Source organism: Coriobacteriia bacterium (assembly GCA_018368455.1).
In the GTDB taxonomy this organism is placed as follows: domain Bacteria; phylum Actinomycetota; class Coriobacteriia; order Coriobacteriales; family UMGS124; genus JAGZEG01.
This window is the reverse complement of record JAGZEG010000012.1, coordinates 34,321-49,304: the sequence shown is the minus strand read 5'-3', so window position 1 is coordinate 49,304 and position 14,984 is coordinate 34,321. Positions and strand designations below refer to the sequence as shown.

Genomic DNA, 14,984 nt, shown 5'->3' with positions numbered 1-14,984 from the left:
AGAGGGCGCGTTTCAGACCCCACGGCCGCTTCGTTATGGCGCACAATGCTTGGCACGCAGCGGAGGGGCGCGGGGAGGGGCAGGGCATGGCCGAGCATCACAGGCGCGATTCGTTCAAGGACGTCTCCGTCACGTCGGGCAACCTGTGGCGGCAGGTCATGCTCTACGTGCTGCCGCTCATGGGCGGCTCGCTGTTCCAGCAGCTCTACACGACGATCGACGCCGTCATTCTCGGCCAGTTCGTCTCGGCGCTCGCCCTGGGCGCCGTCGACTCCACGTTCTCCATCGTCCGCTTGCTCGTCAACCTGTTCATGGGGCTGTCGACGGGCGCGACCATCGTTATAGCCCAGCTGTGGGGCGCCCAGAAGGATCGCGAGGTGGGTACCGCCGTTCACACGGCCGTCGCCTTCTCGCTGGTGGGAGGCGCGCTCATCACGGTGCTGGGACTCGTCGTCTCTGCTCCGATGCTCCATCTGCTGAACACGCCGCCCGAGAACTGGGATTACGCCGTCACGTTCATCCGCATCTACTTCTGCGGCATGATCCCACTGCTGACGTATAACATGTGCGCCGCCATCCTGCGCGCCGTTGGTGACTCGCGGCGCCCGTTCTTCTTCCTCGTTGTGAGCTGCCTCGTCAACATCGTGCTCGACCTGCTGTTCGTGCCCGTGCTGGGCTGGGGCGTCGCTGGCACCGCCCTGGCGACCGTGCTCGCCGAGACGAGCGCCGCCGTGCTGACCGTCATCACGCTCATGCGCGAGACGCACGCCTATCGGCTTGTCGTGCGCAAGATCCGCTTCCACGGTCCCATGCTGCGGCGCATGGTGGGCCTCGGTCTGCCGACGGGCATCCAGTCGGCGCTGTACCCGGTGAGCAACGCCGTCGTGCAGTGGGGCATCAACGGCCTGGGCGCCCAGGCGGTGGCGGGCGCGGCGCTTGCGGGCAAAATCGATCTGTTCATGTGGCTCGTGCTCGACGCGTTTGGCATCGCCATCACGACGTTCGTAGCGCAGAACTATGGCGCTGGCCTCAACATGCGGGCGCGCAAGAGCGTACGTGTGTGCATCGTCCTGTCGGTGGCGCTGCTGCTGCCGCTGAGCGTGCTGCTGTACTGCTTTGGCGGCAACCTGGCCATGCTGTTCACGCCTGACGTCACGGCCGTCGACGAGTGCCGGCACATTCTTATGTTCCTGGCGCCGTTCTACTGGACGTTCGTGTTCGTCGAGGTTCTGTCCGGTGCCATCCGCGGCACGGGCGAGACGGTGAAGCCGATGATCGTGACGCTCGTGGGCACGTGCCTGCTGCGCATCGCGTGGATCCTACTCGTCGTGCCGCTCGACCGCACGATCATCACCGTCATGGCTGTCTACCCGGTGACGTGGGGCGCGACGGCCCTCGCGTTCATTGCGTACTACCGGCTGGGCAAATGGCGCCGCGCCATCTACGTGCCTGACCGCGTGCTGGCTGCGGCATCGCAGGATGAGGGTCGCGCATAGCGCAGGTGCGCGCTACATGCGCCCGTAGTCGCGCATGAAGTCGAGAACCTCCTGGCGGGAGTGCAGGTCGCACTTGCTGTAGATGTGCTTGATGTGGGCGTGGGCCGTGTTGATCGTAATGCCGAGCGTCTCGGCGATCTTGTTCTGCGTCTCGCCCTGCGCATAGAGAGCGAGCACCTCCGCCTCGCGGTCGGAGAGCTGGTAGCGGTCGCGGATCTCGCCGATCTGCCGCTGGATGGACGCGTCGCGCACCTCGGAAGGTGTGAGCGTCGTCGACAGGCCGAGGATGTGGTCGAGCGGGGCGCCGAGCGAGTTGGGGGCCGTCTGATCGGCGGGGGTACTGCGCAGGCTATAGAGCTGCAGGAACACGACCTGTGCGCAGACGAGCAGCAGCAGGCCCACCATGGCAACCGTGATGCTGATGCCCGTCTGCGTCGTCACGATCGTGATGGACGTCGCGCGCGTGATAGCGCGCGGCAGCAGAAATGCCGTCCAGCCGCCGATGCAGTAGTAGTGCGCGTCGTTGGGGCCGCAGCTGAGAAACGCGATCGTCCCGTACCACATGTAGGCGATGAGCAGCGCGTTCAACGTGTTGGTGAACATGGCTCCCACCGCGAGGTGGTTGGGCAGGACGGCGTACATCAGCAGGGCGAGGGCGCCGAGCAGCTGCATGACGACCCAGGCCGCCACCGTCATGGGAGATCCCGAGGCCCCGCCCGTCGTCCGCATGCACAGATAGAGGCAGAGCGCGATCGTGAGCGCGGCGTAGCCGAAACGCGTCGCGCCGTCGAACTGTATGGCGTCACCGAACGGGTAGCCGCGCAGGATACCCACGGCGAATCCCATGAGGATGAGGCCGGCGGCACTCGTTGCCAGGAACTTGCGGCTCGTGATGGCCATGCGGGCCGCATCGCCAAAGAAGCCATCCCTGAGGTTGCCGAGGCGCAGGTCGGCGAGCAGGGGCCGACGGCGGGCGGCGCTGATGCAGGGGAACTGCGCCAGCACGAGCACGGAAGCCACCACGCAGCTCAGCGCCTCGGGGAGCAGGGCGAGCACGTAGAGGAGCGCCTCGCTGATGGCAAGGGCGAGAAGCACGAACACGGCGGCGACGTCGGCGTTTGCCCCGCAGGCACGGCGGATCCAGTGGAATGTGGAGCCCGCGAACGCCAGGGCGGCGGCGATGCTGACGGCGTAGGCCAACGAGGTGCTGGGGACGTCGAATTCGAGCAACAAGGCGTAGACGAGCAGCAGGACCGCCTGGGTGATCATGCTTGCGCGGGTTATGGACCACAGCTGACGCTTCTTGACGTGAACGGCGGGGCGCTGCAGGACGATGAGCGGGATGCAGAGCATCAGGATGGCGATGAGGAGGGCGCCGTCTGTCATGAGGCCGTCGTCAGTGCGGCGGTAGCTACCAAACGACAGCGTGAGATAGGCTACGCGCGCCGACGCCAGACCCATGCACGACGGGGCAAGCTGCGCGACGATGGATCGCAGGCTGGCTGGGTCGGTGCTTGGCGTCTCGGCCTTGCGTGCGAGGACACCCTGTTCGATCTCGGCCAATGCTGTCCCTCTCCGTGGCTGCCGAACGTGGATTCGGCCGGGTCTCATCTTGTCCTGAGGATACCGCAGCGCTACCCCTGCGGGTGGTGACCGCGCAGGTGAGAGCTCCGCCATGTGTATGCCTTCGCTAAGTATTTGCAGGAATGGCCTGTTTTTCAACCGTCGAAGCCCTTGCCTGACAAAAAACCTGTTCTTTGTAGGAATTGATCCGAGTACCGTCTGATGCGCCTAGTGTGGGGAATGCTGAGCCGGATATGTCAGGCGGACGTGGGATGAGCGTGTACTCACCTCAAAGAGGCGATGCGCCGCGTTTGGCGCGCGATAGCGTGTGACGGACGAAACCAGAGCGAGAGGAGACGTCCCATGGGGCAGGACGAGGGCGAGAGCGTGCCGTCGGAGGGGCTTGCTGCAGAACCGGTGGCGAGCGAGGTCGTCCCGGCTGTGCAGGGTGACGCGCCGCAGCAGCCCAACGACCTTGAGATGTTCTTGGCCGGCATGTTGTCGAACTCGACGGGCATGACCGAGGAGCTGCTGCGCGAGAACGGCATGCGCATTCCGGGGGATCCCGAGCGGCCTCGCGTCGAGGAGCGCCCCCTGCTACCCGGCGAGGCTCAGCTCGTGGCAGAGCGCACGGCTGTCCAGGCTGTGCTCGACGACGTGCGTGCCAGGAGCGTGGCCGGGAGGCTCGTGACGCCGGCGCGGTGGGCGGAGCGCTCGCTTGCCCCGGCACACATGGATGACGACGCCTTTGCCGCGTTCGTGTTCGACTGTCTGTCGGCAGAGAAGGACGCTCCGTTCGACGGGTCGGGTCTGCCTGTCGACGAGCAGATCTATCCCGATCCGCGCGATGTGGCTGACGAGGGCGAGGCCGAGGCGGACGACGGTGCGTATCCCAATCCCGACACTCAACCTTGCGATGATGCTGAGGCTGACGGAGAGGCTCCGGCGGAATGCGTGGATCAGGCTGGCTGCCCTGAGGGGGAGCTGACGGACGATAGGGCGCCGGCTGACGAGTCGCCGGCGGGCTCCGGTGTGACGACGACCGAGCCGACGGACAGCGTGGAGGCTACATACGTCGAGCCGGCAGTGCTCGAGCACGTCCACGACCCTCTCGAGTGCGCCGACATCCGCACCATCGAGGGCGGGCATGACGTCTACCTCTACTCTGCCGACCACATGAGCGACAGCTATGCGCACTGGGCCTACCTCGCCGAGGAGGGTGACGACGTCGCGACGCTTGTCGACAACACGCGCCAGGAGTGCAAGATCTACCCCCGTCCGCTGCTTGCCCGCTCGTTGACGAACGACCCGTACAACTTCACGCTCGACCACGTCTATGGCGTGTTCCGGCAGGTGGAGGAATCGGGCGACTATCCCGATATCAAGGCGTGCAGCGCCTCAAACGGCGACGTCTACTACTACTCGACGACGTATCTCAGCACGGCTCAGGCCAAGGCCCTGGCCGAGTGGTACTCCGTCGAGAAGCCGATGAACGTATAACAGGGCTGCGGCCCTACGGGGCGCCCGCAGCGCGAAGGAGAGGGCTGTAGATATGGAAGACAACGAGACGCAGGTCGCGGAGACGTCTCAGGTGTCGGCGGACACGTACGACAGGGAAGACGCCGGGCGAGACGTGACGATCGATCCGGGCGTGCGGCGTGTCATTCGCACGCAGGACGTCTACCAGGCCGAAAACGAGAAGGGCGTCGCGGGCTATTCCCAGCAGGTGCTCGACATCGTGGCGAGCTTCACGAACAACGGTGGCTTCGAGGGGGCAAACGCCGTGGGCATGGCGGGTCGCTCGAAGCGCGGCGAGAACTCGTGCCAGCTGTGGCTGTCTGTCAACCCGCAGACGGAGGTCATTGAAAAGGCGCGCTTCGGAGCTGCCGGGGCGCTCGGCATGATCGCGGCGGCGTCGCTTGTGGCGAGCGCGATAGAGGGTTTGACGATCGACGAGGCGCTGGCTGTCACGCCGGCGCAGCTCGAAGAACGTCTCGGTGGTGAGCTGCCGCGCAAGGCAAAGCCGGCGCCCATAGTCGCGGCAGAGTGCATCCGCTCTGCGGTGGGCGACTATCTCATCAGGCAAGGCGCCGACATCGCTGAGCTCGACCGGCGCTGCCCCTGCGTCACGACGACGCTCGCGTGCATCCTGTGCGAGCACTGCTCGCTGCGCGAGAGCCGCGTCGAGCTGTATCTCGCGCAGTTCGACGCGAAGGGGAAGAGCCGGACGTCGCAGGCCTAAGCTCCGGTGGGACTACGAGAACAGGCTATCCGCGAGGGGTCGGGAAGGGCGTGCCGTTGTGCGGCGCGCCCTCTTCGTCATCGTCGTCGGACTGCGCGGCGATGAACTTGTGGGCGACCATGACGTGGCGCACGAAGTAAGCAAGCGCCATGATGACGGCCCCGACGCCGATGCCCATGCACAGCAGGTCGAGCGGCTCGGCCCCGTGGATGAGGCGCCCGAGGAAGAACACGCCCATGACGACGACAATGACGCCGATGAGCTTCTCCTTGAGGTCGTCGAGATCGTGGATCTCGAGCCAGGAGGGCAGCTCGACCTCGTCGTCGATGAACAGCGAGTACAGACCGATACTCATGATGTACAGCACGATGGACAGCAGGAAGAAGTCGGCGTACTCGATGTAGTCCACGAGCATGTCCTGCATGCTGAGGTGGCCGCCGATGGCCTCGATCGTGACGTTGACGGCCGCGACGAGCGTGGCGATCGTCAGCGCGATGGCGGCAACGAACAGGCCGAAGCTCGGGATGATGGCGAGGAAGCGCGACGAGCCCACGAGCTTGCGGCCGAGCTCCGAGTGATGGCGCGTGTGGCGGACGTCCCGCTCGGCGCGCGCCTGCTGCGCGCGCGAGACGACGGCGTCGGCGGCTGAGGGGAGTGCGCCGGACTCGGGCACGGGGGCCTGAGTGGCGGTGGTGGCGGGTGTCTCGGCGTCGGTGGGCGTGGGTGCCATTGAGCGTCCCTTCGGTCAAAAAAGTGCGTCGTTTTTGCCACTATAGCGCAGCCACCGTGTCTCCGTGCGCCCCACTCGAGGCATGCCTTACGAAACCTTTTCATGTGCCTATTGCGAGACGAAAAACGCTGCTTGCCCCCCGCGTCGGAAGCGTCTAGCATACACATCTGTATTGTCCACTTTCGCCCGGAAGGGTTCGAGCAGACGAAGCCGCTGCTCGAGGGGGCCCGCGCAGCAGCCGCGCAAGCGCGCAGCGCGCGCGATCAGGCGCCACCGGCGGTGAGATGATAGAAAGACCTCTGCGCGGCTTCACTTCTCTATCAACAACCTTGCTGTGCATTCAGACAAGCGGGCACTGCGGCGCTGCATCGTGCGCTGGGTGCCCTTTGATGTGTGCGCTGCGGCGCGCGGGGGTGATAACCTATGGCACCACGGGGTACGTCTGTCTCTTCGCAGGCCTCGACCACGCCTGCTTCTCAACCCATCGTTCAGCTCAAGAACGTCAACAAGTTTTATGACGACGAAACGCATGTCGTGAAAGACCTGACGCTCGACGTCATGGAGGGCGAGTTCCTCACGATTCTGGGCCCGTCCGGCTCGGGCAAGACGACGACGCTGCGCATGATCGCCGGCTTCGAAGAGCCCACGAGCGGTCAGGTGCTCATCTCCGGGCGCGACGTCTCGGACCGCGCGCCTTACGAGCGCGACGTCAACACCGTCTTTCAGAACTATGCGCTGTTCCCGCACATGGACGTGTGGGACAACGTTGCCTATGGCCTGCGCCAGAAGAAGACCCCCAAAGGCGAGATAGAGCAGCGCGTCGACGAGATGCTCAACCTCGTGCAGATGTCGGCGTTCGACGAGCGCCTTCCCAACCAGCTCTCCGGCGGCCAGCGCCAGCGCGTCGCTGTCGCGCGCGCCCTCGTGAACCGCCCGAAGGTGCTGCTGCTCGACGAACCGCTCGGCGCGCTCGACCTCAAGCTGCGCAAGCAGATGCAGCTCGAGCTCAAGCGTCTGCAGCGCCAGCTCAACATCACGTTTATCTGCGTCACGCATGATCAGGAAGAGGCGCTCACGATGAGCGACCGCATCGCCATCATGCATGACGGCGTGCTTGAGCAGCTCGGCACGCCGCGCGAGATCTACGAAGAGCCGGCCAGCCGCTTCGCTGCGTCGTTCATCGGCGAGACGAACCTTATCGACGCGACGGTGTGTGCGACGCACGACTCTGGCGTCGAAGTGGAGCTCGCCTGTGGGGGGCGCGCCCTCGTCGCGCCTCTCGGCCACGGGAGCGACGCCCGCGAAGGCGAGCAGGTCTGCGTCTCGGTGCGTCCTGAGCGCCTGCGCCTGTCGCGTGAGCCCGTCGCGGGTTTCTCGGTGAGGGGCGTCGTGCGCGAGCCCGTCTACGTCGGCAGCGCCATCAAGCTCATCGTCGCGCTCGAGGATGGCAGCGAGGTGCGCGTCCAACGCCTGGCTGGCGACGAGGCGACGCTGCCCGAGGTCGGGGCCGTGTACCTGTCCTGGAAACCCGAGGACGCCCGCATCCTGCGCGCTGTCGGTTAGCTTCGTTCAACGAGATCTCGTCCGCTCCGCGCCGTTTGATCGCTGGGACGTCTGCCTGCACAAGGCGAGGGCGTCCGGCCTGAGCGGCGCGACAGGGCGGTAGAAAGGCGGTAGGCCATGGCACGAGCCAAGTGGGGAGGAGCCCCGTCGCCCGAGGAGCTGGCGGCGGGGAGAAGCGCGGGGGAGGGGCCGGCGGCGAGTTCGGCCACACCTGCGATCGCGGTGGGCGGAGGCGCGCCCGATCCTGAGCGCGCGGCGTCATCGCGACGCTGGCAGCTGCGCAACAACACGCTGCCGGCCATGCTGACGGTGGGCCCGCTGACGCTGTGGCTGCTGTTCTTCATGGCGATCCCGCTGCTCTACATCCTCGTCCTGAGCTTCTGCCAGGTCGACGACCACTACAACGTTGTGTTCCAGTTCACGCTTGAGAACTACGCGGCCCTCTTTGACCCGCAGTATCTCAAGATCTACGGCCAGTCGCTGCTCATCGCGGCTATCTCTACGGCTATCTGCCTTCTTCTGGCCTATCCGTTCGCCTATTTCATCGCGCGGACGTTCAAGAGCCGCAAAATGCTGCTCTACATGATGATCATCATCCCGTTCTGGACGAACTCGCTCATCCGCATCTACGGCTGGCGCACGATCCTGGGTGCTGGCGGCGTGCTGAACTCTGTGCTCATGAGCTTAGGTATCGTCAACGAGCCCGTCGAGTTCCTCTACAATCAGGGCGCCACCGTGTTCGGCATGGTGTACGACCTGTTCCCGTTCATGCTCCTGCCCCTCTACGCGGCTATCGAGAAGCTCGACCAGTCGCAGATCGAGGCGTCGCAGGACCTGGGCGCGCGCGGCCTGACGACGCTGCGCAAGGTCGTCGTGCCCCAGACGATGAGTGGCGTGTTCTCGGGCTGCATCATGGTGTTCATCCCGTGCCTGGGATACTTCTTCATCTCCGACCTGCTCGGCGGCGGCAACTCCGACGTCATCGGCAACCTGATCCAGCGCCAGTTCGAGGCAGCGAATAACTGGCCGCTCGGTGCGGCGCTCTCGGTGCTGCTCGTCATCATCACGCTGCTGCTCGTGAAGCTCTACCAGAAGGCCGGCGGCGACATGAAGAGCCTGGAGGTGTAGGACATGTCCCTGAAGAATCGCACGCGCAGGCGTCTGTTTAGCGGCTTTGGGGGCGTGTACTGCGCCCTGGTGTTTGCCCTGCTGTACCTGCCCATCGCTGTCGTCGTCATCAACTCGTTCAACGGGACGACCGAAAAGCCGTACCTCACGTGGGAGGGCTTCTCGCTGCGCTGGTACGGGGCCCTGTTCGACAACGACGCCCTGCTACGCTCATTCGGCAACACGATGGTGCTGGCGCTCACGACGATGGTCGTGGCCACCGTCATCGGCACGATCGCGGCCGTGGGCCTGTACCGCTACAAGTTCCGCGGGCGCAACCTCATCGACGGGCTGCTGTACATCCCCGTCGTCATCCCCGAGATCGTCATGGGCGTGTCGCTGCTCATGCTCTACGTCAAGACGGGCATCCCGCGCGGCATGGTGGGCCTCGTCATCGCGCACGTGACGTTCTGCGTGTCGTTCGTCATCTTTAACGTGCGGGCGCGCCTCGGCGGCTACGACTCGTCGCTCGAGGAGGCGTCCATGGATTTGGGCGCCGGGCGCCTCAAGACGTTCTTCAACGTGACGCTGCCTATGCTGATGCCGGGCATCGCGGGCGGCGCGCTGCTGTCGTTCACGCTGTCCATCGACGACGTCGTCGTGAGCTACTTTGTGTACGGCGTCGACGCGACGTTCCCGCTCCAGGTCATGACCTCCATCAAGGGCGGTGTGCGTCCCGACGTCAACGCGTTGTCGACGCTCGTGCTGCTCGGCACTATCTTGCTTGTCGTGCTGACGCAGAGCGACATCGTGCGCAAGGTGCGGGCGCGCCACCGCGAGCGCAGGCGGGCGGCGACGCTGGCAGCCTACGTGGCCGCGGGCGAGGTGGATGCCGCCGAGGCAGCACGGCTCGTCGACCCCGAGGACCTCGTCGAGCTCGAGGGCATCGAGGGCATCGAGCAGATCGAGGAGGCCGCGCGCGAGGCCGAGGCTCGCGAGGAGGGCGACGAGCTCGAGGACGACGTGACGTATACGGGCGAGAGCACAGGGGCCTCGCGAGACGATGCCGGCGCGGCTGCCGGGCGCGACGATCGGGAGGTGCTGTGATGTCGGGACGTGACGGGAGCTGGGCGTGTGGGTGGCGCCGCTCGCCGGGCGAGATCGCGGCGCGTGCCGCCGGGCGCCGGGCGGAGGGTGCTGCGGCAGAACGCGGCCTGACGAGGCGCTCATTCATGCGCGGCGCGGCGACGTGCGCTGCTGGGCTTGCGGGCGCGGCGGCGCTCGGCGGGCTGACGGGCTGTTCGACCGGGGGCGGCCCCGACGAGCTCAATGTGTACTGGTGGGCAGAGTATGTGCCGGAGGCGCTCGTTGAGGGCTTCGAGGAGGAGTTCGGCATCAAGGTCAACCAGACGTTCTTCAGCAGCAACGAGGACATGCTGGCCAAGGTGCGCACGGAGAACCCGGGTACGTACGACATCCTGATGCCGTCGGACTATATGGTCGAGGCGCTGTGGAACCAGGGACTGCTCGAGCCGCTCGACTACAGCCGCCTGCCCAACTTCAAGTACCTGGGCACGCAGTACCTCGACTGGGAGTCCGACCCGGGCAACAAGTATTCCATTCCCTACATGGGCAACTGCACGGCCATCGCTGTGAACCGCTCGCGCGTGAGCTCGCGGGTCGAGTGCTTCGCCGACCTGCTCGAGCCCGGCTTTGACGGGCGGCTCGTCGTGCCCAACGACGTGCGCGAGGTCATGTGCTTCTGCGCCTCGACGATTGGCCTGACGGGCAACGAGGTGGACGAGGAGAGCATCGCGCGGATTCGCGAGCAGGTGCTCAAGCTCAAGCCGACCGTGCGCCTGTACAACACCGATGACCCCTCGCAGTCGCTCATCACGGGCGACTGCACCGTCGGCGTGACGTGGACGGCCGAGATCGCGCTGGCGCAGCGCGAGAACCCCGACATCGAGCTCGTGTTCCCGACGGAGGGCTGCACGATCTGCACGGACAACTGGTGCGTGCCGGCGCAGGCCCGCCACTACGACAACGCGATGCTGTTCTTGGACTACGTCATGCGGCCTGACGTGGCGGCGTTGGCCTCCGAGGAGTATCCCTACGTGCAGTGCAACACGGAGGCTGTCAAGCTGTTGCCGCAGGAGGTGCAGGACAACCCGAGCGAGAACGTGCCGGCGGAGGAGTTCGAGCACGGGAACCTCATCCGGCTGCTCGGGCCCAAGCCGCTGCGTGCGTACGAAAAGATCTGGACGGAGCTCAAGGGGTAGGACGCGGGCTGCGACCCGTCTGCGGGCTGCGAGCGCATCGCCCAAGCGCAATTTCTTAGCAAGGCCCTCTATCTGCGGAAACGTCGTGTTCTTGCAGGTAGGGGGCCTTGCTGTTGCGTGCTAGAAAATTACGGTTGGGTGATGTGCTCCTGCCCGATGCTGAGCACGTTGCGCACGGCATCCTGAATGATGGGGATGGACGCGAGGCGCTCGGGGCCGAGTTGCTTGATCGTCGTTGTCCACTGGGGGAGCAAGGCGAGCACGCCTCCGAGCAGGAAGTCGAGGGATAGACGGCCTGCCGGCGAGAGGGCGCTCTCGTCGACGCCGACGATGTCGAGCCAAGCGGTACGTAGGGCGTTTCTCAAAATCCCAAGCAGCTCGGGCGTGCTATGGGGCCCGCACAACAGAAGGGCTCGCTCGATGCGTACAGGCATGAGGCCGTCGTGTAACCGGGCGGACAGGGCGTTTTCAAGGGCATCGAGCGGGGCTTGTAAGGTCATGACAAGCGCGCGCGGGACGTCTCCGTTTTCAAGCTCATGTTGGATTGCGTCCTGAGCGAGTGCGTTCATGTCGGAATAGTGGTAGTAAAATGCGTTTCTGTTGACGCCGGCGCGCTGTACGACGGCGCTGACCGTGATTTTATGGTACGTGTTCAGGGCGAGCTCATCCCAGAACGCCAGTTGCATCCGCTCTTTCGCAGTGGGCCCTACCTCGTCTTTTCTTGGTCGTCCCATGCAGCGCGATCCTCTCTCGAGACAATGATGCAGTTTTAAACTAGTCATCTTGTCGAATATTAGCCATTTAACTAGATAGTATGACCAATAAAATGTGACCCGTCAAGGAAGAGGCGTGCCTGTGGCGTGCCATGCGGACTTTGAGGAGGTCACACGTGTTCGAAAAGCTAGGAAAGGCGCGCTATGTCGTGCCGGTTGCTATCGTCGTGGTCATGAGCTGCTTTCTCTCGCTCATGTTCTATCCCATGATGCATATGCAGGCGGAGAACCTTCCATTTGCTGTACTCAACCTGGATGAGGGAGCCGAGACGCCCAAGGGCACTATGAACGTCGGTGAGCAGATGATCGACCGGCTCAGGGCGGCGAGCTCCGAGGCCGGAGCAGATGAAAGCGAGGCAGCGAGTCCTATTGCGTGGACGCAGCTCGGCGGCCAAGAGGAACTTGACGAGGCTCTCGCGAACAATGAGTACTACGGGGCTTTGGTGATCCCCGCCGGCTACACGGCTGCGCAGCTTGAACAGCAGCAGGCCGTTGAGGCTGCGACGGCTGCGGGAGAGGGGCAGGCTGTCGCGGCCGAGGACATCGCCGACCCCGCAGCTCTGACCGGTGCGGATGAGACCAGCCGGGCCGAGGTCGCGTCGGACTCGACAGTCCCGGTTGCCGCAGACGAATCAGCCGCGCAGCCTGTTGCCGATCCCGTCGAGACGCCGGTCGAGACGAACGCCGCGAGCGGTGTGGCGGCCCAGGCCTCTACGACGGGTGATGGGCCTTCTCAGGATGCGCCGTTCACGATGTATCTCAATAATGCGAAGAGCCCGCTCGTCGCAACGATGATGCGGCAGTCGCTTGCGGCGCAGTTTCAAGCACAGGGGCTCTCCGTTGACATGGAGGTCATACACACTGGCTCTGCGAGCAGCTCGTCTTCGACAGGTGGCATGATGTCGGCCGGCGGTGCTCAGAGCCTGAGCCTCATGGTCACGCCCGTCTATATTCTCAGCATGCTGGCCTCCATCATGATGGTCAATGCCATTGGGCCGAAGCGCACGGCGGGCAAGCGCGAGCGTGCCGTGGGCATCGGGCGCGAGGCGGCCTATGCCATCATTCTGTCTCTGCTCATTAGCGTGGCCGAGACCGTCATTCTTACCCAGGTTGCCAGCGTGGACGCCCCGGCGACGATCGTGCTGTTCTACTGGGGCACGAGTCTCTGCATCATGCTGTTCCTGCTGGGCCTGGCCAACGTCGCGATGCCGCTGGGCTATGTTGCTGGCATGCTTATGAACGGCTTGGGCATAACGTCGGCCATGTACCCGCCCGAGATGCTGCCGACGTTCTGGCACGATTGGATCTATCCGTGGGCACCGCACCACTTCATCAGCGAGGGGGCGCGCCAGGTGCTCTACATGGGCGGCGGCGTGTGGAATGACGGTATGCAGGGCCTGGCCATCTTTGGCCTTGCGGGCATCGTCCTGCTCGTGGTGGCGGCAGTTGTTCCGAGCGCGGTGCGATCCAAGCGCGAGCATGCCGAGGACGGAAGGCCTGCGATTTCCCGTGACGCTGCCATCGCCGCATAGGCTGAGAGAATTGCGTGTGGCCTTGACATGAGACGAAGGCCCCTGCCCGCGACGAGGCTGTCGCAGACAGGGGCCGCTGCTTTAGCTGGAAGAGGTGGCTGGGCATGTAAGCCGTGCCGGTTGAAAGGTGCGCTTCCCGCAGTGTCGACTCTCCTACGCGGCGCGCTTGCCATCCTTGTCGAGGAAGCGGTCGAAGTAGCCGTTCGTCTCGAAGAAGTACGGCGAATCCTTGCGCTTGAGCGTATTCTCGGGGATGAGGATCCACACGACGGCGATGATGGCGAGCACGCCGATGGCCATGAGCCAGTCCATGCCGCCGATCACCTGGCCCTGCAGGCTGTAGAGCGCGATGACGCCGATGGGGAAGAAGCCGAGGTAGGCCGTGATGGAGCCGGGGCCGTAGATCGTCGACTTGCCGGCGGACTGGAACGTGCGATAGCCCCAGATGCCAAACGCCGTGTGCGCGCACACCTCAAGGACGCAGAACGCCAGCGTGCCCATCACGAGGCCAGCGGGGACGTTGCCGCCCGTCGCGAGGCAGATGATGCCGAAGATGGCGTACATCACCGTCGTGCCGAGGTTCGTGAACATGTCCGAAGCGCGGCACATGGGGTAGCGGTCCGGCACGTCGGATCGATAGAGCACCCTGTTATACTGGTAGTTAAAGCCGCCGGGGAACACCCACTCCTCCACGACGTGCAGGGGGATGAGCGCGGCGATGGCGAATACGCACTTGAGAGCGGGCGACCACGTTTGCCAGTTGATCAGCATTGCGACGACTATGACGCCCGTGATGCAGCATCCCACCTTGATCCACATGCGATCGCACCACCAGTCGAAGCCCTTCTTGTTCGTGTCCATTCCCTGGGACCCTTTCCTGACTGCGGCACCTGGCGTTTTCCGCGGGATGCCGGCTTTCTGCGTATCTGTCGATACATTACGAGACTAATGTATCGAAGTGTGCTATTCTGAGACAAGAGTCTTAGAAGTTGTTGTACGGATCGCGCCAAAGTGTCTCGCAACGCGAGGAGTTGTTCTGGGGCGTCCGGAGAGGATGTGAAGCGTGTATCACATTTCGAAAGACAAGCGGGCGCGGAGATCTGCGTGGCTCATCTGGGAGGGGCTCGAGCGCTGCCTGGAGACAACGGAGCTCAAGAACATTCGCATCACTGATATCAATGAGGCATCCTACGTGAGCCGAGCGACGTTTTATCGGCTGTTCGACTCCGTGGAAGATGTGCTCGTCTATCGCTGTGACCAGATATTCGACGAGGTTGGCGAGGGTCTCGCTCGGCGGCGGTTTGCGTCGAATCGCGAGGTGTTCCTGTTTTTCGCGCGCACGTGGACCGAGCAGAAGACGTTGCTCAAGGCACTGGTTGACAACAACCTGATCGGCATCATCTACGACGCGCACCAGCGGCGCGGCGACCTCGTGCGCTGGCTCTATGTCGGCGGGGAGGACCTGTCGGAGCGAGACTACGATTATCTCGTCGCCATCCTCACGAGCATCATGCCAGCGGTCATGAGCGCATGGTGCGCACGGGGGCAGTCCGACAATCCCGAGGAGATCTACGAGGCGGTTGCACACGCGGTGGGTCTCGTTGCCGAAGGGTTGAAAGGCGAGGCGGCTGGCCGCGCGTAAGTCGGGGTTGGCTTGGTCCTTGCGAGCCTGGTCTGGCAGGGCTGTCGGCCAACT

At 64.5% G+C, this 14,984-nt stretch carries 13 protein-coding genes; 9 read left to right on the top strand and 4 right to left on the bottom strand.

Going from position 1 to position 14,984, the window contains the following annotated elements; genetic code table 11:
* Positions 1-86: 86 nt before the first annotated feature.
* A complete protein-coding gene (locus KHZ24_08675; GenBank protein ID MBS5451266.1) occupies positions 87-1,496 on the top strand; it encodes an MATE family efflux transporter in 1,410 nt (469 codons plus the stop codon).
* Positions 1,497-1,508: 12 nt separating this feature from the next.
* On the opposite strand, the gene KHZ24_08670 is transcribed toward KHZ24_08675, so the two are convergent.
* Positions 1,509-3,059 carry a response regulator transcription factor gene (locus KHZ24_08670; GenBank protein ID MBS5451265.1) on the bottom strand — a complete coding sequence of 517 codons (1,551 nt, stop codon included), beginning with the start codon at positions 3,057-3,059 and terminating at the stop codon, positions 1,509-1,511.
* Between the two features lie 363 nt (positions 3,060-3,422).
* On the opposite strand from KHZ24_08670, the gene KHZ24_08665 reads away from it, so the two are divergent.
* Together KHZ24_08665 and KHZ24_08660 are read left to right on the top strand one after the other, a co-directional pair.
* Complete coding sequence (locus tag KHZ24_08665; protein ID MBS5451264.1) at positions 3,423-4,559, top strand: hypothetical protein; 1,137 nt, start codon at positions 3,423-3,425, stop codon at positions 4,557-4,559.
* 52 nt (positions 4,560-4,611) lie between these two features.
* Entirely contained in the window at positions 4,612-5,301 is a 690-nt protein-coding gene (locus KHZ24_08660; GenBank protein ID MBS5451263.1) for an iron-sulfur cluster assembly scaffold protein, read from the top strand.
* A 25-nt stretch (positions 5,302-5,326) separates the two neighbouring features.
* On the opposite strand, the gene KHZ24_08655 is transcribed toward KHZ24_08660, so the two are convergent.
* Positions 5,327-6,031, bottom strand: coding sequence for a YqhA family protein (locus KHZ24_08655; GenBank protein MBS5451262.1), 705 nt, complete (start codon positions 6,029-6,031; stop codon positions 5,327-5,329).
* A 423-nt stretch (positions 6,032-6,454) separates the two neighbouring features.
* On the opposite strand from KHZ24_08655, the gene KHZ24_08650 reads away from it, so the two are divergent.
* From KHZ24_08650 to KHZ24_08635, 4 genes are all read left to right on the top strand, one after another.
* Positions 6,455-7,594 (top strand): ABC transporter ATP-binding protein, encoded by a 1,140-nt coding sequence (locus KHZ24_08650; GenBank protein ID MBS5451261.1) that lies wholly within the window; start codon positions 6,455-6,457, stop codon positions 7,592-7,594.
* A 300-nt stretch (positions 7,595-7,894) separates the two neighbouring features.
* Entirely contained in the window at positions 7,895-8,722 is an 828-nt protein-coding gene (locus KHZ24_08645) for an ABC transporter permease (GenBank protein ID MBS5451260.1), read from the top strand.
* 3 nt (positions 8,723-8,725) lie between these two features.
* On the top strand, positions 8,726-9,808 hold the full coding sequence (locus tag KHZ24_08640; GenBank protein ID MBS5451259.1) for an ABC transporter permease: 1,083 nt from the start codon (positions 8,726-8,728) through the stop codon (positions 9,806-9,808).
* Complete coding sequence (locus KHZ24_08635; GenBank protein ID MBS5451258.1) at positions 9,808-10,983, top strand: spermidine/putrescine ABC transporter substrate-binding protein; 1,176 nt, start codon at positions 9,808-9,810, stop codon at positions 10,981-10,983. The genes KHZ24_08640 and KHZ24_08635 overlap by 1 nt, the downstream gene beginning before the upstream one ends.
* Positions 10,984-11,111: 128 nt before the next feature.
* On the opposite strand, the gene KHZ24_08630 is transcribed toward KHZ24_08635, so the two are convergent.
* Complete coding sequence (locus tag KHZ24_08630; protein MBS5451257.1) at positions 11,112-11,717, bottom strand: TetR/AcrR family transcriptional regulator; 606 nt, start codon at positions 11,715-11,717, stop codon at positions 11,112-11,114.
* Between the two features lie 155 nt (positions 11,718-11,872).
* On the opposite strand from KHZ24_08630, the gene KHZ24_08625 reads away from it, so the two are divergent.
* A complete protein-coding gene (locus KHZ24_08625) occupies positions 11,873-13,288 on the top strand; it encodes an ABC transporter permease (GenBank protein MBS5451256.1) in 1,416 nt (471 codons plus the stop codon).
* A 153-nt stretch (positions 13,289-13,441) separates the two neighbouring features.
* Here the strand turns inward: KHZ24_08625 and KHZ24_08620 are convergent, their stop codons facing one another.
* Positions 13,442-14,149: an HXXEE domain-containing protein gene (locus tag KHZ24_08620; GenBank protein ID MBS5451255.1), complete on the bottom strand. Its 708-nt coding sequence runs from the start codon at positions 14,147-14,149 to the stop codon at positions 13,442-13,444.
* 202 nt (positions 14,150-14,351) lie between these two features.
* Between KHZ24_08620 and KHZ24_08615 the strand changes: the two genes are divergently transcribed.
* The gene (locus KHZ24_08615) at positions 14,352-14,930 is read left to right on the top strand and encodes a TetR/AcrR family transcriptional regulator (protein MBS5451254.1); all 579 of its coding nucleotides are present in this window, start codon (positions 14,352-14,354) and stop codon (positions 14,928-14,930) included.
* Positions 14,931-14,984: the final 54 nt, after the last annotated feature.